The sequence below is a fragment of the Streptomyces sp. NPDC101237 genome, from assembly GCF_044767465.1.
Lineage (GTDB): Bacteria > Actinomycetota > Actinomycetes > Streptomycetales > Streptomycetaceae > Streptomyces > Streptomyces gramineus.
On sequence record NZ_JBIWNY010000003.1, the window covers coordinates 303579 to 325776 of the forward strand.

Consider the following 22198-nt stretch of genomic DNA (forward strand, 5'->3'; position numbering starts at 1 on the left):
GAACGTAGAGATGAAGCCCATTCCCAAGGTCGTGGACCTCGGCGAGATCGAGCCCAACACGCGGCGCGGCGGTGACCTGCGCGCCATGCTCACCCCGGCCACGGTCGGTTCCACCAGCGGTTTCATGGGTGTGGCCATCGTGCAGCCGGGCGACCGCATCGCCGAGCACTACCACCCGTACTCCGAGGAGTTCGTGTACGTGGTCTGCGGCGAGATCGAGGTCGACCTGGACGGCGAACCGCACCCGCTGCGGCCCGAGCAGGGACTGATGATCCCCATGAACATGCGCCACCGTTTCCGCAACGTGGGCGCCGCCGAGGCCCGGATCGTCTTCCACCTCGGCCCGCTGGCGCCGCGCCCGAGCCTGGGACACGTCGACACGGAGGAGACGGAAGCCGCCGTCGCCGTGGGGCAGGTCCGGTCGTGACCCGGCGCGTGGCGGTTACGGGCATAGGCATCGTGGCTCCGGGGGGTGTGGGCGTACCGGCGTTCTGGGACTTGCTCGCCTCCGGCCGGACCGCGACGCGCGGCATCACCTTCTTCGACCCCTCCGGCCTCAGGTCGCGGATCGCCGCCGAGTGCGATTTCGACCCGGTGGCGCACGGCCTGGACGCCGGAGAGATCGAGCGGGCGGACCGATACATACAGTTCGCCCTGGTCGCCGGTGACGAGGCGGTCCGGGACTCCGGTCTCGACCTGGGCAGGGAGAACCCCTGGCGGGTCGGGGTGTCCCTGGGCACCGCCGTGGGCGGCACCACCCGCCTGGAGCACGACTACGTGCTGGTCAGCGCCGGCGGCCAGCACTGGGACGTGGACCACCGGCAGGCCCAGCCCCAGCTGCACCGGGCGTTCTCGCCGAGCACGCTCGCCTCCGCGGTGGCGGAACGTTTCGGCGCGCAGGGTCCGGTGCAGACCGTCTCCACCGGCTGCACCTCCGGCCTGGACGCCGTCGGCTACGCCTTCCACACCGTGCAGGAGGGCCGCGCGGACATCTGCATCGCGGGTGCCTCGGACTCCCCGATCTCCCCGATCACCATGGCCTGCTTCGACGCGATCAAGGCCACCTCCCCGAACAACGACGATCCCGAGCACGCCTCGCGGCCGTTCGACAACCGCCGGGACGGGTTCGTCATGGGGGAGGGCGGCGCGGTGCTGGTCCTGGAGGAGCTGGAGCACGCCAAGGCCCGCGGCGCGCACATCTACTGCCAGCTCGACGGCTACGCCACCTTCGGCAACGCCTACCACATGACCGGTCTCACCAGCGAGGGCCTGGAGATGGCCCACGCCATCGAGTCCGCTCTCGACCACGCCCGCCTCGATCCCACCGCCATCGACTACGTCAACGCGCACGGCTCCGGTACCCGGCAGAACGACCGCCACGAGACCGCTGCCGTCAAGAAGGCGCTCGGGCACCACGCGTACAGCACGCCCATGAGCTCCATCAAGTCCATGGTGGGCCACTCGCTCGGCGCCATCGGCGCCATCGAGATCGTCGCCTGCGTGCTGGCCCTGGCCAACCAGGTCGTCCCGCCCACCGCCAACTACGAGACCCCCGACCCCGAATGCGACCTCGACTACGTGCCACGGGTCGCCCGTGAACGGTCCCTCGGCGGCGTCCTGTCCGTGGGCAGCGGGTTCGGCGGCTTCCAGTCCGCGGTGATCCTGACCCGGCAGAGAGGACGGACACGATGAGCGAACCGCGTTCTCGGCGGGCCGCCGTCACCGGCATCGGTGTCGTCGCGCCCAACGGAACCAGCACCGAGACCTTCTGGAAATCCGTCCAGGAGGGACGCATCGTCCTCGACACGGTGACCCGCGACGGCTGCGACCACCTGCCCATGAAGGTGGCCGGCGAAGTCCGCGGCTTCGACCCGGAGGCCGCCGTCGAGGAACGCCTCATCGTCCAGACCGACCGCTTCACGCACTTCGCGATGGCCGCGGCCGACCTGGCACTCGAGGACGCCCGGCTCGGCCGCGGCGACACCGACGGCTCGCCGTTCGACGTCGGCGTGGTCACCGCGGCCGGCTCCGGCGGCGGCGAGTTCGGCCAGCGCGAGCTCCAGCGACTGTGGGGCAAGGGCAGCCGGTTCGTCGGCCCCTACCAGTCCATCGCCTGGTTCTACGCGGCCAGCACCGGCCAGATCTCCATCCGGCGCGGCTTCAAGGGGCCCTGCTCGGTGGTGGCCGCCGACGAGGCCGGCGGTCTGGACGCCCTGGCGCACGCCGCCCGCGCGGTGCGGCGCGGCACCGACGTCATCGTGGCCGGCTCCACCGAGGCGCCCATAGCTCCGTACTCGATGGTCTGCCAGCTCGGCTACGAGGAACTGAGCCGGGAGACCGACCCGGCCCGCGCCTACCGCCCGTTCACCGAACAGGCCTGCGGGTTCGTGCCGGCCGAGGGCGGCGCCATGCTCGTCGTGGAGGACACCGGGTCGGCCCGCAGACGCGGACTGCCGGTCCGGGCCACCCTCGACGGACACGCCTCGACCTTCACCGGGGCCTCCCGCTGGACCGAGTCGAGGGCCGGGCTCGCCCAGGCGATCCGCGGCGCCCTCGCCGAGGCCGGGTGCGCCCCCGAGGAGGTCGACGTGGTCTTCGCCGACGCCCTCGGGGTGCCGGAGGCGGACCGGGCGGAGGCGCTGGCCATCACCGACGCGCTCGGCGCGCACGGCAGGCGGGTGCCCGTCACCGCGCCCAAGAGCGGGATCGGCCGGGGGTACTGCGCGGCCCCCGTCCTGGACACCGCCGCGGCGGTGCTCGCGATGGAACACGGCCTGATCCCGCCGACACCGGGTGTCCACGACATCTGCCACGACCTCGATCTCGTGACCGGCAGCGCCCGCGCCGCCGCACCGCGCACGGCGCTGGTCCTCAGCCGGGGCCTCATGGGGTCGAACTCGGCACTCGTGCTGCGTCACGGCGCGGCCGGGTGAGCCGGAGAAGAAACAGCTGCCCAGCAGCGAAGAAGGAGGAGTCCTCATGTCCATCACCGTGGACGAACTGTCCGAACTCATGAAGAAGGCCGCCGGAGTCACCGTCGCCCCGGCCGACCTCCAGGACCGGGCCGACAGCGGTTTCGACGTCCTCGGCGTCGACTCGCTGGGCCTGCTCGGCATCGTCGGCGAGCTGGAGAACCGGCACGGCGTGCCCATGCCGGTGGACGCCGAGCGGTGCAAGACCCCCCGCCAGTTCCTCGACCTCGTCAACAGCGCCATGCCCGCGGGAGCCTGACATGACCGGACACACCCAGAACGAGATCACCATCGCCGCGCCCGTCGACCTGGTCTGGGACATGACCAACGACGTGGCCAACTGGCCCCAGCTGTTCAGCGAGTACGCCGCCGCCGACATCCTCGAGCAGGAGGGGAACAAGGTCACCTTCCGGCTGACCATGCACCCCGACGAGAACGGCAAGGTGTGGAGCTGGGTCTCCGAGCGCGAGACGGACCGCCGCGGCCTGCGGGTCAAGGCCCGCCGGGTCGAGACCGGCCCGTTCGCGCACATGGACATCGTCTGGCAGTACGAGGAGGTCCCCGCCGGCACCCGGATGGTCTGGACCCAGGACTTCGCGATGAAGCCGGACGCCCCGGTCGACGACGACTGGATGACCGACAACATCAACCGGAACTCCAAGGTCCAGATGGCCCTGATCCGGGACAAGATCGAGAAGGCGGCCACCGGCCGCCGCCCCGACCCGGCCCTGGCCGACTGAACGGAGGGACACCGTGCACCAGGCCCTGATCGTCGCCCGTATGGCACCGGGTTCCGCGCCCGACATCGCGAAGGTCTTCGCGGAGTCCGACCGGGGAGAGCTGCCGCACCTCGTCGGGGTCACCCGGCGCAGCCTCTTCCAGTTCGGCGATGTGTACATGCACCTCGTCGAGTCCGAGCGCGAGCCGGGACCGGCCATCGCCAAGGTCACCTCGCACCCTGAGTTCAGGGACATCAGCGACCGTCTCACGGCGTACGTCAGCGCGTACGACCCGGAGACCTGGCGGTCCCCGAAGGACGCCATGGCACAGCGCTTCTACCTCTGGGAGCGCGACGGCGGGGCGTGAACCGCCTTACCGCCGCCAAGCCAACGGTGCCGGACCCGCGCAGAACGCGGGCCCGGCACCGGCGTGTTCCGGGGCCTGCCTCAGGCGGGCACCGTGCAGTCGAAGGCGTGCAGGTACGGGTTGACGGGACGGATGTCGTTGACGCTCAGACCCGCGTCGGTCAGCCGGCGCACCATGCTGTCGGTGGTGTGCTTGGCCCCGCCGACGTTCAGGAGCAGCAGCAGGTCCATCGCGGTGCTGAACCGCATCGACGGGGTGTCGTCGACCAGGTTCTCGATCACCACGATCCGGGCCCCCGGGCCGCCCGCCGCGACCACGTTGGCCAGCAGCTGCGCGGTGGACTCGTCGTCCCACTCCAGGATGTTCTTGATGATGTAGACGTCCGCGTCGACCGGTACGGCCTCCCGGATGTCGCCCGGCACGATCCGCGCCCGGTCCTCCAGGTCGCCGCCCGCGCGCAGCCGGGGCAGGGCCTTCTCCACCACCTTCGGCAGATCCAGCAGATAGCCCTTCATCGCCGGGTACTTGTCCAGCAGGCAGGCCACCACGTGCCCCTGGCCGCCGCCGAGGTCGGCGACCGACCGGCTCGCGGACAGGTCGAGCAGCGCGGCGACCTCACGGGCCGACTGCTCGCTGGAGGTGGTCATCGCCCGGTTGAAGACGTCCGCCGACTCGGGGGCGTCCTCGTTCAGGTAGACGAAGAACTCCTTGCCGTACAGGTCCTCGATGACGTTGCGGCCGCTGCGCACGGCCTCGTCGAGCTTCGGCCAGGCGTCCCAGGTCCACGGCTCGGTGCACCACAGGGCGATGTACCGCAGGCTGTGCGGGTCGTCCTCGCGCAGCAGCCGGGAGGTCTCGGTGTGCGCGAACGTGCCGTCCGGACGCTCGGCGAAGACGCCGTAGCAGGACAGCGCGCGCAGCAGCCGGCGCAGCGGCTTCGGGTCGGTCTTCACCGTGGACGCCAGGCTCTCCACGGTCATGGGGACGTCCCCGAGCGCGTCGGCGACGCGCAGCCGGGCTGCCGCGCGGACGGCGGCGGCACAGGCCGCCCCGAACACGAGCTCGCGCAGCCGCATCGAGGGCGGCGGTGCGTCGTCCCGCGCCGTGTCCTTCGGTGCCGGGAGATCGCGTGCTGGTGCGGTCATGTGCCGCTTCCTTCCGTCTGGGGTGGGTAGGGCCGTCAGGTCAGCACAGACCGGCGGGCTTGGACTTCTTGCAGGTGTTGGTGGTGAAGGCGTTGCCGTGCTTGGCCGCTTCCTGGTTGATCAGGTCGGCGGGGGAGTTGTCCGAGAGCTTGTTGCGAGTGATCTGGTTCTTCTCGCTGGTGGCGCCCACGAAGCTCTTGACGATCACGACACCGCCGGACATCGGGGACTTGCCCGAGTTGCCGGTGACCGTGTTGCCGGTGACGAGGGTGTCCTCGGCGCCGGTCAGGACGATGCCGGAGCCCTGCAGGAAGGAGAGCCGGGCGGTCTTCTTGCAGTACTTGTTGTTCTTCACGAACTGGTTGTCGGCGATCACGATGTGACCGGCCTTCGGCTTGTTCTCGTCGCCGACGACGAACAGGCCCGCGCAGTTGCCCGTGACCGAGTTGTCGGAGACGGTCAGGTTGCGCAGCCGCCGCACGGTGACGCCGATCCGGTTCTTCTCCAGCAGGTTGTGCTCGACCACCGTGCCGTCGGTGTCGGTGGAGCCCTTCTCCGCGGTGATCGTGTTGGCGAGGAAGAGGCCCGCGTCGCCGTTGTCCCGGGCGACGTTGTTGCGGTAGACGCTGTGCATGGCGCGCTCTTCGGCGATGCCCCACTGGCCGTTCTTGACGGCGGCCACGGAGTGCACGTTCAGGTTGGCCGTGCCGACCGCGATGACGCCGTTGCGGGAGAACCCGGTCACGGTCAGGTGGGAGACGGTGACGTTCTCGACGAGCCCGTTCTTGGTGCCGACCACGCAGATGCCGTCGCCCCTCTGGGCGCAGGACTTCTCGGCGGCGGCCTTGCCCGGCATCGCCTTCCCGGCCTTCTTGGCCGGCTGGAGCACGGTCTGCGGACCCACGCCGCGCAGGGTCAGGTCGGGGGTGCTCACCGTGACGCTCTCGCGGTAGGTACCGGCCAGCACCACGACCGTGTCGCCGGGCTGGGCGGCGTCGACCGCCTTCTGGATGGACTCGCCCGGGTGCACCTGGAGCACGCGGTGCGTGGCGGTCGCCGGAGCGGCGCCGAGGAGGGAGCCGCACAGGGCGGCGCTGCATGCGAGGTATGTGATATGGCGTTTTGTCACATGAGGAAGGTTACGAGTAGATCACCCGATAAACGGCTGGATGCTCCGTTCGGCGGCGTGTCCCGCGGGGGCGGCCGCGCGGGGCGGCCGCGCGGTGGAACGACGAAGGCGCGGCGGTCGCCTGTGCGACCGCCGCGCCCCGGGTTCGTGCGGGTGTCTACCGCCCGCGCTGGCCGCCCTTGGGCATCCGCATGCCCTTCGGCATCGGACCCTTCGGCAGCGGCATGTTGCTCATCAGGTCACCCATCGCCCGCAGCCGGTCGTTGGTGACCGTGACCTGCGGGCCGGTCAGCACGCGCGGGAACTTGAGCATCGTGGTGCGCAGCTTCTTCAGCTCGACCTGGCCCTCGCCCGTGCCCACGATCACGTCGTGCACCGGGACGTCGGCCACGATCCGGGCCATCTTCTTCTTCTCGGCGGCGAGCAGGGTCTTCACCCGGTTCGGGTTGCCCTCGGCCACCAGGACGATGCCGGCCTTGCCGACGGCCCGGTGGACCACGTCCTGGCTGCGGTTCATCGCCACCGCCGGCGTCGTCGTCCAGCCCCGCCCGATGTTGTCCAGGACGGCGGCCGCGGCGCCGGGCTGGCCCTCCATCTGGCCGAAGGCCGCCCGCTCGGCCCGGCGGCCGAAGACGATGGCCGTCGCGAGGAAGGCGAGCAGCAGGCCCAGGATGCCCAGATAGACCGGATGGCCGATCAGGAATCCGATCACGAGGAAGACGGCAAGGGTGCCGAGACCGACACCCGCGAGTACGAGGCCGATCACCTTGTCGGCCTTGCGGGTCATCTTGTACGTCAGGACGATCTGCTTCAGTCGTCCCGCATTCGCAGCGTCCGCTGCGGGTTCCTTCCTCGCCATGCCCCGAAGTCTACGTGGCCCCGGGAGTGCCTTCGACGGCAGTGCCCGCACAGGGGCCGGAGGGGGCGCTCAGGGGCGCCCGGCGACCTGCTCCAGGAAGAGCTGCGCCTCGACCCGGTCCTTGGCGCGACGGCGGTCCTCCAGGACGGAGGTCCAGGCGTTCTGACGGGCGGTGCGCTGGCCGCCGCTCATCAGGAGGGACTCGACGGCGCGCAGCGCGTCGGTGAAGGACGGGATGGCGGTGGCGCGGACGGGCGCGGCCTGCATGGTGAAGGTCCCCCCTCGGAGTGGGTGTACGTGCTGTGATTCCAGGGTCACTGTTCGGTGTTACCAGGGCGTGACCGACCGGTCAAACACCAATGAAACCTTGATACGCGGACGCCGCACGCCGACGCGGTCCTGACGGGCGTCCTCATCAGCGAGGACGGTCAGGACCGCGGTCATTCGGTCATTACTGGCCGGTAGCCACCAGTGCGTGAATTCACACGGCCTGGGCGGCGACGACGGAGCCGCTCTGCCGCGGGGCGCCCGTCTCGCGCAGCTCCATGGCCATCCGATAGAGCCGGCCGGCCCGGTAGGAGGAGCGGACCAGCGGCCCGGACATCACGCCGGAGAAGCCGATCTGCTCGGCCTCCTCCTTCAGCTCCACGAACTCCTGCGGCTTGACCCAGCGCTCCACGGGGTGGTGCCGCACGCTCGGGCGCAGGTACTGCGTGATGGTGATCAGCTCACAGCCGGCCTCGTGCAGCTGCCGCAGCGCCTCGGAGATCTCCTCGCGGGTCTCGCCCATGCCGAGGATCAGGTTGGACTTGGTGACCAGGCCGAAGTCGCGGGCCTCGGTGATGACCTTCAGCGAACGCTCGTAGCGGAAGCCGGGACGGATCCGCTTGAAGATCCGCGGCACCGTCTCGACGTTGTGCGCGAACACCTCGGGACGCGACTCGAAGACCTCGCGCAGCAGCTCCGGGACGGCGTTGAAGTCCGGGGCGAGGAGCTCGACCTTGGTGCGGCCGGCCTCGCGTCCCGCCGTCTGCGCGTGGATCTGGCGCACGGTCTCGGCGTACAGCCAGGCGCCGCCGTCCGCCAGGTCGTCGCGGGCGACGCCGGTGATGGTGGCGTAGTTCAGGTCCATGGTGACCACGGACTCGCCCACGCGGCGCGGCTCGTCGCGGTCCAGGGCCTCGGGCTTGCCCGTGTCGATCTGGCAGAAGTCGCACCGCCGGGTGCACTGGTCGCCGCCGATGAGGAAGGTCGCCTCGCGGTCCTCCCAGCACTCGTAGATGTTCGGGCAGCCGGCTTCCTGGCAGACCGTGTGCAGGCCCTCGCTCTTCACGAGGTTCTGCATCTTCGTGTACTCGGGACCCATTTTCGCCCGGGTCTTGATCCACTCGGGCTTGCGCTCGATGGGGGTCTGGGCGTTCCTGACCTCCAGGCGCAGCATCTTGCGTCCGTCGGGTGAGACTGCGGACACGTCGGCTCCCTGTGACTTCGATTCCTCGGCGTACACCAGGGTACGCCCGTGATTGCTGGGCCCTTCCGTGGAGGCCAACCCCTCGGCCGCAGGGCGCATTCCCTCGGCGGCCGGCGGCCTCCCGGTCAGGCCGAGGTCTTCTCGATCTCGCGCGGCTTGAGGTCCGCGTTCTCCAGGACCTCCTTCAGGTGGCGCTCCACCACCGGCAGCACCTCCTCGATCGTCACGTCCCGGCCCAGCTCGGCGGCGAGGGAGGCGACCCCCGCGTCCCGGATGCCGCACGGGATGATCCGGTCGAACCACTTGTTGTCCGGGTTCACGTTCAGCGCGAAGCCGTGCATCGTGACGCCCTTGGCCACCCGGATGCCGATGGCGGCGATCTTCCGGTCCTCGCGGCGCTGCCCGGCGTTGGAGGGCGCGTACTCCGGGCCGTTGAGGCGGGGGTCGAACTCCTCGTCGTGCAGCCGCGGGTCGAAGTCCAGGGAAAGCCCGCCGAGCGTCGGACGCAGCTCGACCGGGTCGCCGAGCACCCACACCCCGCTGCGCCCCTCGACCCGGCTGGTCTCCAGGCCGAACTCGGCGCACACCCGGATCAGCGCCTCCTCCAGGCGCCGCACGTGCGCGACCACGTCCACCGGGCGCGGGAGCTTCTGGATCGGGTAGCCCACCAGCTGGCCCGGGCCGTGCCAGGTGATCTTGCCGCCGCGGTCCACGTCGATGACCGGAGTGCCGTCCAGCGGCCGTTCGTCGTCCGCCGTGCGGCGGCCCGCCGTGTAGACCGGGGGGTGTTCGAGCAGGAGGACCGTGTCGGGCGTCTCGTCGGCGAAGCGCGCGGCGTGCACCCGGCGCTGTTCGTCCCACGCCTCCCGGTACTCGACGGCGTCCGCGCCGAACCCCATGCGGACGAACCGCAACTCACTCACGGCAAGCGCCTCCCTCGGGCGATGGGTGTGTCAGGCACATAACGCGCCCAAGCCACTGTACGTCCGCCCGTCGCGCGTCAGCCCTGGGGTCAATCCTCACACGATCGGATGAATGAAGGTCGAAAGGTGCGATCGGCTGCTCACTCTCCGCTACATTCGCGCCGTCCACGAGCACCAAAAGGGCTGCTCACCGGCAATCCGGGCACAAGCCACCGGGCTGAGCCAGAAGGCAGGAGACCGCACTCCCGATGACGGACCGACCCGCGCAGCGCACTCCCAACCGCCAGCTTGCCGCGCTCATCGCAGAAGCAGGGTTCTCCAACGCGGGTCTGGCCCGTCGGGTCGACCAGCTCGGTCTTGAACACGGGCTGGACCTCAGATACGACAAGACGTCGGTCACCCGATGGCTGCGCGGCCAGCAGCCCCGGGGCACCACACCCGCCCTCATCGCCGAGGTCTTCACCAGGCGCCTCGGCCGCCGGCTCACCGCCCAGGACCTGGGCCTGGACGCCTGCGCCCCGGTCTACGCCGGGTTGGAGTTCGCCGCCAGTCCCGAGGAGGCCGTCGACATCGTCAGCGGGCTGTGGCGCAAGGACTCCGGCAGCCAGGCCGAACTCCGCAAGATCGCGTTCACCCCGGCCGGGCTCGTGGTGCCCAGCCGGGACTGGCTGATCGGCCGCGCCGACGACCGGGTGGCCCGCGGCGAACCGGCGGCGCTGCCCCGTGTCCCGGCGCAGACCCGGCCCGCCGTCGTGCCCAAGCAGCCGCCCGCGCCCGGACGCCCCCGCGGCCAGGCCGAGCGGGGCCCCGGCCAGCGGGTCACCGGCGGGGACATCGCCGCGCTGCGCTCGGTCGGCGAACTCTTCCGCACCCTCGACGACGCGTACGGCGGCGGGCACGCCCGGCAGGCCCTGGTGCGCTACCTGGAGCACGAGTGCGAGCCGCTGCTGCGCGGCACGTACGGCGAGCAGACCGGCCGCAAGCTGTTCGCCGCGGCCGCCGACCTGACCCGGCTCGCGGGCTGGACGTCGTACGACATCGCCGCGCACGGGCTCGCCCAGCGCTACTTCGTCCAGTCCCTGCGCCTGGCCCAGGCGGCCGGGGACCGCTCCTACGGCTCCTACGTCCTGGTCACCATGAGCCGCCAGGCCGTCTACCTCGGCCACGGCCGGGAGGCGGTGCAGCTGGCGCGGGTGGCCCAGCAGGGCGTGGGCACCAGCGCCCCGCCGGTCGTGCAGGCGCTCCTGCACGCCGCCGAGGCGCGGGCCCACGGGGTCCTCGGCGAGGTGCGGGCGTGCACCGGCGCCCTGGTCCGGGCCGAGCGCGCCCTGGAGACGGCACGGCCCGGCGACGACGTGCCCCACTGGGCCCGCTTCTTCGACGAGGCGCAGCTGGCCGACGAACTCGGCCACTGCCACCGGGACCTCCAGCAGTTCCGGGCGGCCGCGCAGCACGCCGAGCGCTCGCTGCAACTGCGTGCGCCCTCCTTCGCGCGCAGCCGCCTGTTCTGCCGTGTCGTCCTCGCCACGGCCCGCCTCGGCCTCGGCGAACTCGACCAGGCGTGCACGCTCGGCGCGGAGGCGGCGGGCGCCGCGGCCGAGATGCGCTCGGTCCGCGCGATCGAATACGTCAAGGACTTCGAACGCCGACTGGAGCCGTACAAGGACGCGGCACCGGTGAAGGGCTACCGAGAAAGGGTGTCCGCCTTGAACTGACCCCACCAAGGCCGCCCCGCAAGGTGCGCGGGGACCGCGCGACCGCCCCCGACGCCGCGGCCCCCGACACCAAACCGCCACCGTGCCCTCTCAGGGGCGCGGGGAACTGCGCGATCGGCCACGGCGGCGCGGCAGCGGCCACCGGACCGGTACCGCGCCCTCTCAGGGGCGCGGGGAACTGCGCGATCGGCCACGGCGGCGCGGCAGCGGCCACCGGACCGGTACCGCGCCCTTCCAGGGGCGCGGGGAACTGCGCGATCGGCCACGACGGCGGGGCACCGGGCACCGGACCGGTACCGCGCCCTCTCAGGGGCGCGGGGAACTGCGCGATCGGCCACGGCGGCGGGGCACCGGGCACCGGACCGGTACCGCGCCCTCTCGGGGGCGCGGGGAACTGCGCGATCGGCCACGGCGGCGGGGCACCCGGCGCCGGACCGGTACCGCTCCGCCGGGGTGTCCCGCGCGGCTCCCCGTGCCCCGCAGGGGCCCGGTTACGCCGCCCGGCGCACGGGCTCCGCGCTGTGCAGCGAGCCCGAGACCCCCAGATCCGCCAGGATCGACGCCGTCGCCCGGTGGGCCGAGTGCAGCGCTCCCTGGATGGTGCTGGTGTCCCGGTGGTCGCCGCAGACGTACAGACCGGCCAGCAGCCGCACCGGCCGCCGCAGGTCGTGCGGCGGACGCATCGCCGGGATCGCCTCCCGCGTGCGATGGACGGCCAGGGTCTCCCAGCGGTGCGTGGAGGTGCCGTAGAGCCGCGCGAGATGCGTACGCACCGCCGTGTCGACCCCGGCGGGCGGCGTCCCGAGCACCGTCGAGGAGATCAACGCCCGGCCCTGCGGAGCCCGGCTCGGGTCGACGCCGCTGACGACGTACGTGTGGGAGACGGGTCCGCCCCGGTCCGCGTCGAGGAGGAGCGAGGACCCGGTCGTGAGCGTGCCCGGCTCGTCCGTCGTGTGGTGGACCACCGTGACCTCGTGGAAGTCCGGCACGCGCAGCCCCGGCAGCAGCCCGGCCGCGGCCCGCGCGTCCGTCGCCAGCAGGACCGCCCGACAGCGGATCTCGCCGTGCTCGGCGGTCGTCACGGACGTCGTCGAGACCGCGGTGACCCGTACGCCCGTGTGGACCGTGCCGGGCGGCAGGGCGCGGGCGAGGAGTTCGGGGAGGACCTCGGCGCCGCCCTCCGGCACGCACAGCCGTCCGCTCGCGAAGGACCGCAGCGCGAGGTCGGCGCACCGGCTGGACGTGGTCAGCTCCGGATCGCAGAGCAGGGCCGCGAGCAGCGGGCGCAGGAAGCCGTCGATCGTGCGGGCCGGTATCCCGCGCTCCGCGAGGGCGCGCGCGGCCGGGAGTTCGGGCCGGGCGAGGATGCGGTTCACCGGGGTCGTGGCGATCCGCCCCAGCGCCGCGCCGAGCCGGGCCTGGTCGACCGCGCCCCCCATCGGCGCCGCGCCGCGCGCCGGCGACACCGCCGACGCGTTCCTGGGGGCGCTTGCCAGGGCGCGTACCGCGTACAGTGCGCCCCTCGCGCTTCCTCCACCCGCCGGAGCGCCGGCCCGGTGCCTGCGCCCGTCGTGATGCAGCAGTACGCCGGGCGCGAACCGGCGCAGAACCAGGGCGTCCAGTCCGGGTGCCGACCGTAGCTCCGGATAGGACGTGGACAGGAGCTGCCCCATCCGGTCGAGCCGGAAGCCGTCGACCTTCTCGGTCGACATGCGGCCGCCGACGTAGGGGGCGGCCTCCAGGACCGCGGTCGTTACTCCTGCGCTGTTCAGCCGATGAGCCGCGGAGAGTCCGGCGACGCCGGCTCCCACGATGACGACGTCCGCCTGGTACGCGGGCTCAAGCACGAGGCCCCTCCTCGATTGCGCGTCCGGTGGAGACGTGATGCCCCCGACCGGCTCCGGGGATACCCGAGTTCGGGTCGAGGTTAGGGCGGTGATCGGTCAAGGACAGTCGCGCATGGACAGGGCACGGTCGCACACCGGTCGCATACGGTCACGCAGGTGATCAGGCCGCACGGATCGCGTCCTCGATGCCCGGGAACGCGAAGGTGAACCCCGACTCCAGCAGCCGCTTGGGCACCACGCGTTGACTGCCCAGCACGTCCCCGGCCATCTCGCCGAGCGCCACCTGGAGCGCCGCGGCGGGCACCGGGAACAGGGCCGGGCGGCGCAGCACCCGGGCCATCGCCGCGGTGATCTCACGGTTCGTCAGGGGCTCCGGCGCGGTGAGGTTGAAGGGCCCCTCCAGACCCTCGGTGTCCAGCAGGAACCTGATCGCGGCCACCTCGTCGTGCAGCGCGATGAACGACCAGTACTGCCGCCCGTCGCCCAGCCGCCCGCCGAGCCCCGCCTTGAACAGCGGGAACAGCCGGGCCCACGCCCCGCCGCCGCGGGCCACCACCAGTCCCGTGCGCACGAACACCGTCCGGATGCCCGCCTCCCGGGCCGGGGCCGCGGCCTCCTCCCACTCCACGCACAGCGACGGCAGGAAACCGTCCCCGGCCGGGGCGTCCTCGTCGACGGCCCGGTCGCCCGTCTCGCCGTAGAACCCCATCGCGCTGCCGCTCACGAACACCCGCGGCGGCTCGTCCAGGGCGGCCATCGCCTTCGCGAGCGCCGCCGTGCCGAGGACCCGGCTGTCCCGGATCTGCCGCTTGTAGGCGTCCGTCCAGCGGCGGTCGCCGATCCCGGCCCCGGCCAGGTTCACCACCGCGTCGCAGCCGGCCAGCCCGGCCGTGTCGACGTACTGTCCCTCGGGGTCCCAGCAGACCTCGTCCTGGCCGTCGGCCGCGCGCCGCACCAGGCGCACCACCTCGTGCCCGTCCGCCCGCAGGGAGTCCACCAGGGCCTTGCCGATCAGACCGGACGCGCCGGCCACCGCGATACGAGAGTGTTCCATGGGTCCAGCATGGCCGCAGCGGCGCCGGAAAACACCCGGGACCCGGGGGCCGCCGGACTTAGGGTGACCACATGCCGGAACCGTACATACGCACCGCCCTGCCCGACGACGACCAGGAGCTGCGTGCACTGGACGGCGCCACCTGGTCGTACCAGCACGCCGTACTGCCCGAGCCGCAGCCGCCGTACGAGCCCTTCTTCGACCAGCGGCACGCCCCCGAGGACACCCTGGTCGCCGAGCTCGACCGGCGCATCGTCGGCTACATCCGCCTCGGGTTCGCCTACAACGTGGCCTCCAACGCGCACGTCCGGCAGATCCAGGGCCTCGCCGTCGCCGAGGAGGCCCGCGGCCGCGGGGTCGCCAGGGCGCTGCTGCGGGCGGTGATGGCGGAGGCCCGCCGGCGCGGCGCCAGCCGGATCCGGCTCGGTGTCCTCGGGCACAACGGCCCGGCCCGCAGGCTCTACGAGTCCGAGGGCTTCGCCGTCGAGGGCGTGCTGCCGGGGGAGTTCCTGCTGGACGGCACGTACGTCGACGACGTGATCATGGGCCGGGCGCTGTGACGCTCAGGACGTGATCAGCTCGCCGGTGTCCACCGGCGCCGTCGCCCGGGCCCCGCGGGCGGCGTCCGAGGCCACCTCGGCGGCCGTCAGGACGTATCCCGTCTCGTCGTCCGACGTGGAACGGGCGAACACCACGCCGTACACCTCGCCGCGGGTGGTCAGCAGCGGCCCGCCGGAGTTGCCGGGGCGGACCGTGGAACGGACCGAGTAGATCTCCCGCGTCACGGTGGCGTCGTTGTAGATGTTCCGGCCGGTGGCCGGCACCCTGGCGGCCACCGTGGCCGCCTGCAGGTTCAGGTCGCCGTCCTGCGGATAGCCGGCGACCACCGCCGAGTCGCCGCGGGCCGCACCGGTGTCGAACCGCAGCAGCGGCGCCCGCAACTGCGGCACGTACAGCACCGCCACGTCCCGGTCCGGGTCGAAGAGGACGACCTGCGCCTCGTACGACGTCCCGACCCCGCCGATCCGTACGCTCGGGTCGGAGATGCCGGCGACCACGTGGGCGTTGGTCATCACGTGCTCCGGCGCGTACACGAACCCGCTGCCCTCGCGGCCCTGGCTGCCCGAGACACCCTCGATCTTGACCGTGCTGCGCTTGGCCGCCTCGGTGGCGGCGGCGGTGACGCTGTCGCCCGTGGGCTTGGCGACCCGGGCCGTCGACTCGTTCTCGAACGGGTTGAAGACCTGCGGGAACCCGGCCTCCGTGAGCGCGGAGGTGGCCCGCGCGAACCAGGCGGGCGTGGTGTCCGGCATGGTGTCCTGCACCGTGCCGAGCAGCCGGGAGCCCTGGATCGCCTGGGCCACCGCCGGGGACGAGGACGCGCCGAGCACGCTGGCCGCCACCCAGGCCACGATCAGGACCGCCACCGAGTTCGCCGCCGCGCCGCCGATCCCGTCGGCCACCCGCAGCGGCCCCTGGTCCAGCTCGCGGCGCAGCCGCAGCGCCAGCCGCCCGGCCAGCTCGTGCCCGACCACCCCGGGCACCAGCACCGTCAGCACCGCGACCACCGTGGCCGTCGCGGTCCCGCGGGTGACCAGATCCATCACCCACGGCAGCGCCCACACGCCGATGACGGCCCCGCCCACGAACCCGGCCAGCGACACGCAGCCGGCCACCAGCCCGCGCCGGTAACCGGACGCCGCGTACACGAGGACCACCAGTACGAGCACCAGGTCGAGCAGGTCCACGGAGCCGCCTTTCTCTCGGTGCCCTCTTCATACGGCCGGGACAGGTCCAATGATCAGTGCCCGCGCGCGAGAACCCCGGGAACCGGCCACGCGTGCGTGTACCCACTGAAACGCCATAGACCGGGACGATGGTTCCACCAGGTGGCACAGCACACATCGCGGACGGAGTGGATCAACCCGAGAGTGGGTGCCATGCGTGTCTTCCCCAGAGCTGGGCGGCGCACCCGGATCGCCGTCCTGGCGCTGCTCGGCTGCGTGCCCGGCCTCGCCGCCGTCCTCGTGGCGGTGCTGTGCGCCCCGGGCGCCGACCACTCCGTCGCGGTCCACCTGGCCGCGCCCGCGCCCGCCAGCCCCGAAGGCCGGTTCCGGGCGCCCCGGCCGCCCATCGTGCCGCGCTCGGCCTGGCTGGACGCCACCGTCCGCCGCACCCAGCCGCCGCCGCGCTACGACGACAAGGTGGTCGCCGTCTTCGTGCACCACACCGACTCGCCCAACGGCTACTCCTGCGCCCAGGTGCCCGAGATCATCCGGCGCCTGTACAGCGGCCAGACCGGTGACCGGGCCTGGGACGACATCGGCTACAACTTCCTCGTCGACCGCTGCGGCACCATCTACGAGGGCCGGGCCGGCGGCACCGAACGGGCGGTCGTCGGCGCCCACACGCAGGGCTTCAACCACCGCACCGCCGGCATCGCCGCCCTCGGCACCTTCACCGCCGGGGTGCCCGTGCCGCGCGCCATGGCCGACTCGATCGCCGCGGTCGCCGCCTGGAAACTCGGCCTGGCCGACGTCGACCCGCGCACCAGCGCCCGCCTGGTCTCCAGCAACGGACGCAGCCGGTACCGGCTGGGCACCGTCGTCGCGCTGCCCGCCGTGGCCGCCCACCAGGACGGCTACCGCACCAACTGCCCCGGCGCCGCGCTCATCGACCGCCTCCCGGAGATCAGGGAGGCCGCGGCCCGCCTCCAGGGCAGGGCCCCGCGGACGCCACCGCCCGCGACACCACGCCCGGCCGCTCCCACGGCGCCCGTGCCGGCCGCTCCCACGGCGCCGCCGATGGGCACCTCGCCGACGACCGTGCCGGGCACGATCGTGGCGATCCCACCGGGCACCGCCACGGCGCCGTCCGAATCGGCCGCTGTGACCCCGTCCGGACCGGCCGCCCTGCCCCCGTCCGCCGAGCCCGCCGCGTCCGGGGGACCCGCAGCCACGCCCGCCCTGACGCCCCCCGGCACGCTCCGCAAGGCGCCACCCCTGCCCGGTCCCCTGGAAGCACCTCGCAAGCCCCTGAGGACGCCTGCGGACCCGTCCGCGAGCGCGTCCACAGGAACGCCATAGGCGGCACGCAGGCCGTTGGGATCCCCGCGCCCTGGCGTCGCGCACGACACGGACCGACGGAGGCGGGGATCATGGACAGCAGGCGTGGCGAAGCCGGTGCGCACACCAAGGGGAGCGCAGGCAGGGACGGTTGGTTCAGGCGGGCGCGCGGGCCGTGGGCCGAGGCGTGCGCGGTCGTGACGGTCGTCCTCGGCCCGGCCGCGGTCACCGCGTCCGCGCCCGATGGGGCCGACGCGGCACCGACGCACCCCGTGGTCGAGGCCGGGCGGACCCAGGCCGGCCCGCCCGAGGTCCCGGCCCGCCGGCGTCCGGCCCGAGGCGTGCCGCGCGCCGGCCCTCACTCCCTGAAGCGGTCCCAGAGCCGGGGGAAGCGTTCCGCGAGGGCCCGTTCGTTCTCGAAGTCGACCGGTGCGCCGTCCGGTTCGCTGGGCGCGGGGGCGATGCCGAGGTCCGGGGCCACGGTCCCGGTGAGCTGCTCGTACGCCTCGTCCGCCGCGTACCCGAGTTCCTCGCCGTCGCCGTCGATCTCCTCGTCGAAGTCGCCCAGCAGCTCCGCCAGCCCGTCCGGGTCGTGCAGGGCGCCCTCGAAGACCTCCCGGCCCTGGCCGATCAGCCAGCACCGGAAGAAGTCGAACGCGTCGTCGCTGGCGCCGTCGAGCAGCACCCACGCAGCGCCCCACAGATCCCAGCTGTAGGCGCGGTTGTAGCGGGCCTCGAAGTGACGGGCGAAGTCCAGCACCATGTCCGGGTCCAGCTGGAGCAGCCGGTCCACGAGCAGGTCCGCCTGGTCCTCCGGGTCACCCTCGGCGGCCGCGCGGGTGCTGTCGACCAGCTCCCAGAACTCCGTCTCGTCCATCACGGGTCAAGCATCGTGCCTGTGCGCCGGGGGCGCACGCGGAGTGACGCGGATTGTTATCCGCCGTCGCCCTCCGGCGGGTACAGCCCCGCCAGGCGCCGGGCGTCCGCCGCGAAACGGGCCCGCAGCCCCGGCGGCGCGAGCACCTCCGCCTCCGGTCCGAGCGCGGTCAGCTGACCGTGCGCGACCTCCTCGCTCTCCACCGGAAGGGTCACCGTCACCCGTCCCCGCGCGTCCGGGGCACCGGCGCCCGCGAGGGCCTGCCGTGCGGTGACCGGATCGACCGCGTACGGCAGCCTGCGCAGGCCGACCGCCGACAGCCGCACCACCACCTCGGCCCGCAGGATGGACCGCGCGAACTGCTCCGCCCGCCGGTCCCAGAACCCCGGCAGGTCGAACTCCTCGTCCCGCACGAACCGTTCCCCGCCCGCCTCGACCGAGGTGAACCGGTCGATCCGGTACACCCGGTAGGAGTCGGTCTCCGCGACCCGCGCGCACAGGTACCAGACGCCCGCCTTCAGTACGAGCCCGTACGGTTCCAGCTCCCGCCGCACCTGCGACTCGCCGCGCCGGTAGTGCGCGACGACCCGCCGGTCGTCCCACACCGCGTCGGCGAGCGCCGGCAGCAGCGCGGGCGTCCCGGGCTCCGCGAACCAGCCCGGCGCGTCCAGGTGGAACCGCTGGGCCGCGGTCCGGGAGGCGTCGCGCAGCGAGGGCATCAGCGCGGCGGACACCTTCAGCCGGGCGGCACTGGCCGCGTCCGCCAGCCCCATGTCCCGCAGCGCCCCGGGCACCCCGCTCAGGAACAGCGCCTCCGCCTCGCTCCGCCCGAGCCCCGTCAGCCCCGTCCGGTAGCCGCCGACCAGCCGGTACCCGCCCGCCCGGCCCCGGTCCGCGTACACCGGCACCCCCGCCTCCGACAGGGCCTGCGCGTCGCGCATCACGGTCCGCTCGGACACCTCAAGCTCGGCGGCCAGTTCACCGGCGGTCATCGCGGACCGGGACTGGAGCAGGAGCACCATCTTGATGAGTCGGGCGGCGCGCATGACCTCATCATGCCGGGGCCCGCCGGCGGCGAGGGGCCGGTCACGACGAAGGGGCACGGCCGCGGCCGTGCCCCTTCCCCTCGTTCCTGGTCCGCACCGGAGCGCGGCGGTGCCTACAGCCCGTACTTCTCCCGGGCCTCCTTCACCGCGGTCGCCTTGACCTCGCCGCGCCTGGCCAGCTGGGCCAGGGCCGCGACGACGACCGACTCGGCGTCGACGCCGAAGTGGCGGCGGGCCGCGTCCCGGGTGTCGGAGAGACCGAACCCGTCGGCGCCCAGGGAGGAGTAGTCCTGCTCGACCCACTGCGCGATCTGGTCCGGGACCTGGCGCATGTAGTCGGAGACGGCCAGCACCGGACCCTCGGCGCCCTGCAGGGCCCGGCGGACGTACGGGATCCGCTCCTCGCCGCGCAGCAGGGCCGCGTCCGCCGCCATGGCGTCACGGCGCAGCTCCGTCCAGGAGGTGGCGGACCAGACGTCGGCCGCCACGCCCCACTCCTCGGCGAGCAGCCGCTGCGCCTTCAGCGCCCAGTGGATCGCCGTGCCGGAGCCGAGCAGCTGGATGCGCGGGGCGTTGGCCACCACCGTGAGCCCGGCCGACTCCGCAGTGTTGAAGCGGTACAGGCCCTTGACGATGCCCTCGTCGACGCCGGGCCCGGCCGGCTTCGCGGGCTGCGGCAGCGGCTCGTTGTAGACGGTCAGGTAGTAGAAGACGTCCTGGTCCTCGCCCGGGGCGGCCTCGCCGTACATGCGGCGCAGCCCCTCCTTGACGATCGCCGCGATCTCGTAGGCGAACGCCGGGTCGTAGGACAGCGCGGCCGGGTTGGTCGCGGCGATGACCGGGGAGTGGCCGTCGGCGTGCTGCAGGCCCTCGCCCGTCAGCGTCGTGCGGCCGGCGGTCGCGCCGACCAGGAAGCCGCGGCCGAGCTGGTCGCCGAGCTGCCACATCTGGTCGGCGGTGCGCTGCCAGCCGAACATCGAGTAGAAGATGTAGAACGGGATCATCGCCTCGCCGTGCGTCGCGTACGCGGTGGACGCGGCGATGAAGTCGGCCATCGAACCGGCCTCGGTGATCCCCTCGTTGAGGATCTGGCCGTTCTTGGCCTCCTTGTAGTACATCAGCTGGTCGCGGTCGACCGGCTCGTACGTCTGGCCCTTGGGGGAGTAGATCCCGAGCGACGGGAACAGGCTCTCCATGCCGAAGGTGCGCGCCTCGTCCGGGACGATCGGCACCCAGCGGCGGCCCGTCTCCTTGTCGCGGACCAGGTCCTTGACGAGCCGGACGAAGGCCATCGTGGTCGCCAGGTTCTGCGAGCCGGAGCCCTTGTCGAAGGAGGCGAAGGCCTTGTCGGCGGGGGCCGGCAGCGGGGCCAGGGCGTGCGTGCGGCGGGCCGGGGCCGGGCCGCCGAGCGCCGCGCGGCGCTCCTGGAGGTAGCGCACCTCGGGGGAGTCGGCGCCGGGGTGGCCGTAGGGCACCTGGCCGTCGGCGAAGGCACTGTCCGCGATGGGCAGTCCGAGCAGGTCGCGCATCGTCTTGAACTCGTCCACCGTCAGCTTCTTCATCTGGTGGTTGGCGTTCTTCGACGCGAAGCCGGGGCCGAGGGTGTGGCCCTTGACGGTCTGGGCGAGGACCACGGTCGGCGCGCCCTTGTGGTCCAGGGCCGCCCTGTAGGCCGCGTACACCTTGCGGGCCTCGTGACCGCCGCGGGACAGCTGGAAGCACTCGATGATCTTGTCGTCGCTCAGCAGCTTCGCCATCTCGGCGAGCGCCGGGTCCTTACCGAAGAAGTCGGCGCGGATGTAGGCGGCGTCCCGGGTCTGGTACGTCTGCACCTGGGCGTCGGGTACCTCGCGCAGGCGTCGTACCAGCGCGCCGGTGGTGTCGAGCGCGAACAGCTCGTCCCAGGCGTTGCCCCACAGCGACTTGACGACGTTCCAGCCGGCGCCGCGGAACTGGGCCTCCAGCTCCTGCACGATCTTGAAGTTGGCGCGCACCGGGCCGTCGAGGCGCTGCAGGTTGCAGTTGATGACGAAGGTGAGGTTGTCCAGGCCCTCGCGGGCGGCGAGTGCGAGGGCGGCCGTGGACTCCGGCTCGTCCATCTCGCCGTCACCGAGGAACGCCCACACGTGCGAGGAGGAGACGTCCTTGACGCCGCGCGCGGTCAGGTACCGGTTGAAGCGGGCCTGGTAGATCGCCGAGAGCGGGCCGAGGCCCATGCTCACGGTCGGGAACTCCCACAGCCAGGGCAGGCGGCGCGGGTGCGGGTACGACGGGAGGCCGTTGCCGCCGGCCTCCTGGCGGAAGTTGTCGAGGTGCGCCTCGGTCAGGCGGCCGTCGAGGAAGGCGCGGGCGTAGATGCCCGGGGAGGCGTGGCCCTGGATGTAGAGCTGGTCGCCGCTCCCGTCGCCCTCCTTGCCCTTGAAGAAGTGGTTGAAGCCGGTCTCGTAGAGCCAGGCCGCGGAGGCGAAGGTGGCGATGTGGCCGCCGACGCCGTGCTTGCTGCCGCGGGTGACCATCGCGGCCGCGTTCCAGCGGTTCCACGCGGTGATCTTCCGCTCCATCTCCTCGTCGCCGGGGATCGCCGCCTCGGCGCCGGTGGGGATGGTGTTGACGTAGTCGGTCTCGAGGAGCTTCGGCAGCGCGATGCCGCCCGCCTCGGCGCGCTCCAGCGTGCGGCGCATCAGGTACGCGGCGCGGTGCGGCCCGGCCTCCCTGGTGACGGCGTCCAGGGAAGCCCGCCATTCGGCGGTCTCCTCCGGGTCCCGGTCCGGGAGCTGGTCGAGCGCGCTCGGCTGGATGGCGTGGGGGTCGGTCATGTCGCCGCCTTCCTCGGTCGAAGGGGGTTCCCTCATCGGCAAGGGTTCGGGGGTGCCCTAGGTCTTTGGCAGGACAGGGCGGCGGGCCCGGGTGCGGGCCCGTCGGCGACAATAACTCCCTGATCGATGATCGATCAAAGGGGTCGGGGGAAAAACTTCTCGATTTGAGGAAAGTCGGCACGGGGTGCCTCCG

21 protein-coding genes are annotated in these 22198 nt (G+C 72.6%); 9 read left to right on the forward strand and 12 right to left on the reverse strand.

Annotated elements, in window-relative coordinates; all coding sequences use genetic code 11:
• Nucleotides 1-10 precede the first annotated feature (10 nt).
• From ACIRQ9_RS07300 to ACIRQ9_RS07325, 6 genes are read left to right on the forward strand one after another with little or no spacing between them, the layout of a single operon-like run.
• A complete protein-coding gene (locus ACIRQ9_RS07300; protein ID WP_404168054.1) occupies nt 11-427 on the forward strand; it encodes a cupin domain-containing protein in 417 nt (138 codons plus the stop codon).
• The gene (locus tag ACIRQ9_RS07305) at nt 424-1692 is read left to right on the forward strand and encodes a beta-ketoacyl-[acyl-carrier-protein] synthase family protein (RefSeq protein WP_404168056.1); all 1269 of its coding nucleotides are present in this window, start codon (nt 424-426) and stop codon (nt 1690-1692) included. Before ACIRQ9_RS07300 ends, ACIRQ9_RS07305 begins: the two co-directional genes overlap by 4 nt.
• Nucleotides 1689-2933 (forward strand): ketosynthase chain-length factor, encoded by a 1245-nt coding sequence (locus ACIRQ9_RS07310; RefSeq protein ID WP_404168058.1) that lies wholly within the window; start codon nt 1689-1691, stop codon nt 2931-2933. Before ACIRQ9_RS07305 ends, ACIRQ9_RS07310 begins: the two co-directional genes overlap by 4 nt.
• Before the next feature lie 46 nt (nt 2934-2979).
• Nucleotides 2980-3231 (forward strand): acyl carrier protein, encoded by a 252-nt coding sequence (locus ACIRQ9_RS07315; RefSeq protein WP_351325347.1) that lies wholly within the window; start codon nt 2980-2982, stop codon nt 3229-3231.
• A 1-nt stretch (nt 3232) separates the two neighbouring features.
• The gene (locus ACIRQ9_RS07320; RefSeq protein WP_404168060.1) at nt 3233-3712 is read left to right on the forward strand and encodes an SRPBCC family protein; all 480 of its coding nucleotides are present in this window, start codon (nt 3233-3235) and stop codon (nt 3710-3712) included.
• Between the two features lie 13 nt (nt 3713-3725).
• Entirely contained in the window at nt 3726-4058 is a 333-nt protein-coding gene (locus ACIRQ9_RS07325) for a TcmI family type II polyketide cyclase (protein ID WP_351325343.1), read from the forward strand.
• 80 nt (nt 4059-4138) lie between these two features.
• Here ACIRQ9_RS07325 and ACIRQ9_RS07330 read toward each other — a convergent pair whose 3' ends face one another.
• From ACIRQ9_RS07330 to lipB, 6 genes are all read right to left on the reverse strand, one after another.
• Nucleotides 4139-5134: a methyltransferase gene (locus ACIRQ9_RS07330; protein WP_404168226.1), complete on the reverse strand. Its 996-nt coding sequence runs from the start codon at nt 5132-5134 to the stop codon at nt 4139-4141.
• A 109-nt stretch (nt 5135-5243) separates the two neighbouring features.
• Nucleotides 5244-6332, reverse strand: coding sequence for a nitrous oxide reductase family maturation protein NosD (locus ACIRQ9_RS07335; RefSeq protein ID WP_404168063.1), 1089 nt, complete (start codon nt 6330-6332; stop codon nt 5244-5246).
• 157 nt (nt 6333-6489) lie between these two features.
• Entirely contained in the window at nt 6490-7191 is a 702-nt protein-coding gene (locus ACIRQ9_RS07340; RefSeq protein WP_351325338.1) for a DUF4191 domain-containing protein, read from the reverse strand.
• A 69-nt stretch (nt 7192-7260) separates the two neighbouring features.
• Nucleotides 7261-7458 carry a hypothetical protein gene (locus ACIRQ9_RS07345; RefSeq protein ID WP_351325337.1) on the reverse strand — a complete coding sequence of 66 codons (198 nt, stop codon included), beginning with the start codon at nt 7456-7458 and terminating at the stop codon, nt 7261-7263.
• Between the two features lie 214 nt (nt 7459-7672).
• Nucleotides 7673-8662: a lipoyl synthase gene (lipA, locus tag ACIRQ9_RS07350; RefSeq protein WP_404168065.1), complete on the reverse strand. Its 990-nt coding sequence runs from the start codon at nt 8660-8662 to the stop codon at nt 7673-7675.
• A 125-nt stretch (nt 8663-8787) separates the two neighbouring features.
• Nucleotides 8788-9585, reverse strand: coding sequence for a lipoyl(octanoyl) transferase LipB (lipB, locus tag ACIRQ9_RS07355; RefSeq protein ID WP_404168067.1), 798 nt, complete (start codon nt 9583-9585; stop codon nt 8788-8790).
• Between the two features lie 248 nt (nt 9586-9833).
• Between lipB and ACIRQ9_RS07360 the strand changes: the two genes are divergently transcribed.
• Nucleotides 9834-11300, forward strand: coding sequence for a regulator (locus ACIRQ9_RS07360; RefSeq protein WP_404168069.1), 1467 nt, complete (start codon nt 9834-9836; stop codon nt 11298-11300).
• A 491-nt stretch (nt 11301-11791) separates the two neighbouring features.
• Here ACIRQ9_RS07360 and ACIRQ9_RS07365 read toward each other — a convergent pair whose 3' ends face one another.
• Nucleotides 11792-13147 (reverse strand): NAD(P)/FAD-dependent oxidoreductase, encoded by a 1356-nt coding sequence (locus tag ACIRQ9_RS07365; protein WP_404168071.1) that lies wholly within the window; start codon nt 13145-13147, stop codon nt 11792-11794.
• A gap of 160 nt (nt 13148-13307) precedes the next feature.
• On the reverse strand, nt 13308-14201 hold the full coding sequence (locus tag ACIRQ9_RS07370; RefSeq protein WP_404168073.1) for a TIGR01777 family oxidoreductase: 894 nt from the start codon (nt 14199-14201) through the stop codon (nt 13308-13310).
• Nucleotides 14202-14272: 71 nt separating this feature from the next.
• On the opposite strand from ACIRQ9_RS07370, the gene ACIRQ9_RS07375 reads away from it, so the two are divergent.
• Complete coding sequence (locus tag ACIRQ9_RS07375) at nt 14273-14761, forward strand: GNAT family N-acetyltransferase (RefSeq protein ID WP_404168075.1); 489 nt, start codon at nt 14273-14275, stop codon at nt 14759-14761.
• 3 nt (nt 14762-14764) lie between these two features.
• Here the strand turns inward: ACIRQ9_RS07375 and ACIRQ9_RS07380 are convergent, their stop codons facing one another.
• The gene (locus ACIRQ9_RS07380; RefSeq protein WP_404168077.1) at nt 14765-15949 is read right to left on the reverse strand and encodes a MarP family serine protease; all 1185 of its coding nucleotides are present in this window, start codon (nt 15947-15949) and stop codon (nt 14765-14767) included.
• Nucleotides 15950-16141: 192 nt separating this feature from the next.
• Between ACIRQ9_RS07380 and ACIRQ9_RS07385 the strand changes: the two genes are divergently transcribed.
• Nucleotides 16142-17287: an N-acetylmuramoyl-L-alanine amidase gene (locus tag ACIRQ9_RS07385; RefSeq protein WP_404168079.1), complete on the forward strand. Its 1146-nt coding sequence runs from the start codon at nt 16142-16144 to the stop codon at nt 17285-17287.
• A 337-nt stretch (nt 17288-17624) separates the two neighbouring features.
• On the opposite strand, the gene ACIRQ9_RS07390 is transcribed toward ACIRQ9_RS07385, so the two are convergent.
• The 3 genes from ACIRQ9_RS07390 to aceE form a co-directional block, all read right to left on the reverse strand.
• Nucleotides 17625-18143, reverse strand: coding sequence for a DUF4240 domain-containing protein (locus ACIRQ9_RS07390; protein WP_404168228.1), 519 nt, complete (start codon nt 18141-18143; stop codon nt 17625-17627).
• A gap of 56 nt (nt 18144-18199) precedes the next feature.
• Nucleotides 18200-19189, reverse strand: a complete 990-nt coding sequence (locus ACIRQ9_RS07395; protein WP_404168081.1) for a helix-turn-helix transcriptional regulator — start codon at nt 19187-19189, stop codon at nt 18200-18202.
• A 113-nt stretch (nt 19190-19302) separates the two neighbouring features.
• Nucleotides 19303-22005, reverse strand: a complete 2703-nt coding sequence (gene aceE, locus ACIRQ9_RS07400; protein ID WP_404168083.1) for a pyruvate dehydrogenase (acetyl-transferring), homodimeric type — start codon at nt 22003-22005, stop codon at nt 19303-19305.
• Nucleotides 22006-22198 lie beyond the last annotated feature (193 nt).

What these genes read in the sequence shown, in the direction of transcription:
- ACIRQ9_RS07340 (WP_351325338.1), bottom strand. Translation starts at nt 7,191, where the DNA reads ATGGCGAGGAAGGAACCCGCAGCGGACGCTGCGAATGCGGGACGACTG.
- ACIRQ9_RS07370 (WP_404168073.1), bottom strand. Translation starts at nt 14,201, where the DNA reads ATGGAACACTCTCGTATCGCGGTGGCCGGCGCGTCCGGTCTGATCGGC.
- ACIRQ9_RS07395 (WP_404168081.1), bottom strand. Translation starts at nt 19,189, where the DNA reads ATGCGCGCCGCCCGACTCATCAAGATGGTGCTCCTGCTCCAGTCCCGG.
- ACIRQ9_RS07310 (WP_404168058.1), top strand. Translation starts at nt 1,689, where the DNA reads ATGAGCGAACCGCGTTCTCGGCGGGCCGCCGTCACCGGCATCGGTGTC.
- aceE (WP_404168083.1), bottom strand. Translation starts at nt 22,005, where the DNA reads ATGACCGACCCCCACGCCATCCAGCCGAGCGCGCTCGACCAGCTCCCG.
- ACIRQ9_RS07315 (WP_351325347.1), top strand. Translation starts at nt 2,980, where the DNA reads ATGTCCATCACCGTGGACGAACTGTCCGAACTCATGAAGAAGGCCGCC.
- ACIRQ9_RS07390 (WP_404168228.1), bottom strand. Translation starts at nt 18,143, where the DNA reads ATGGACGAGACGGAGTTCTGGGAGCTGGTCGACAGCACCCGCGCGGCC.
- ACIRQ9_RS07330 (WP_404168226.1), bottom strand. Translation starts at nt 5,134, where the DNA reads ATGCGGCTGCGCGAGCTCGTGTTCGGGGCGGCCTGTGCCGCCGCCGTC.
- ACIRQ9_RS07360 (WP_404168069.1), top strand. Translation starts at nt 9,834, where the DNA reads ATGACGGACCGACCCGCGCAGCGCACTCCCAACCGCCAGCTTGCCGCG.
- ACIRQ9_RS07300 (WP_404168054.1), top strand. Translation starts at nt 11, where the DNA reads ATGAAGCCCATTCCCAAGGTCGTGGACCTCGGCGAGATCGAGCCCAAC.
- ACIRQ9_RS07345 (WP_351325337.1), bottom strand. Translation starts at nt 7,458, where the DNA reads ATGCAGGCCGCGCCCGTCCGCGCCACCGCCATCCCGTCCTTCACCGAC.
- ACIRQ9_RS07375 (WP_404168075.1), top strand. Translation starts at nt 14,273, where the DNA reads ATGCCGGAACCGTACATACGCACCGCCCTGCCCGACGACGACCAGGAG.
- ACIRQ9_RS07385 (WP_404168079.1), top strand. Translation starts at nt 16,142, where the DNA reads ATGCGTGTCTTCCCCAGAGCTGGGCGGCGCACCCGGATCGCCGTCCTG.
- ACIRQ9_RS07320 (WP_404168060.1), top strand. Translation starts at nt 3,233, where the DNA reads ATGACCGGACACACCCAGAACGAGATCACCATCGCCGCGCCCGTCGAC.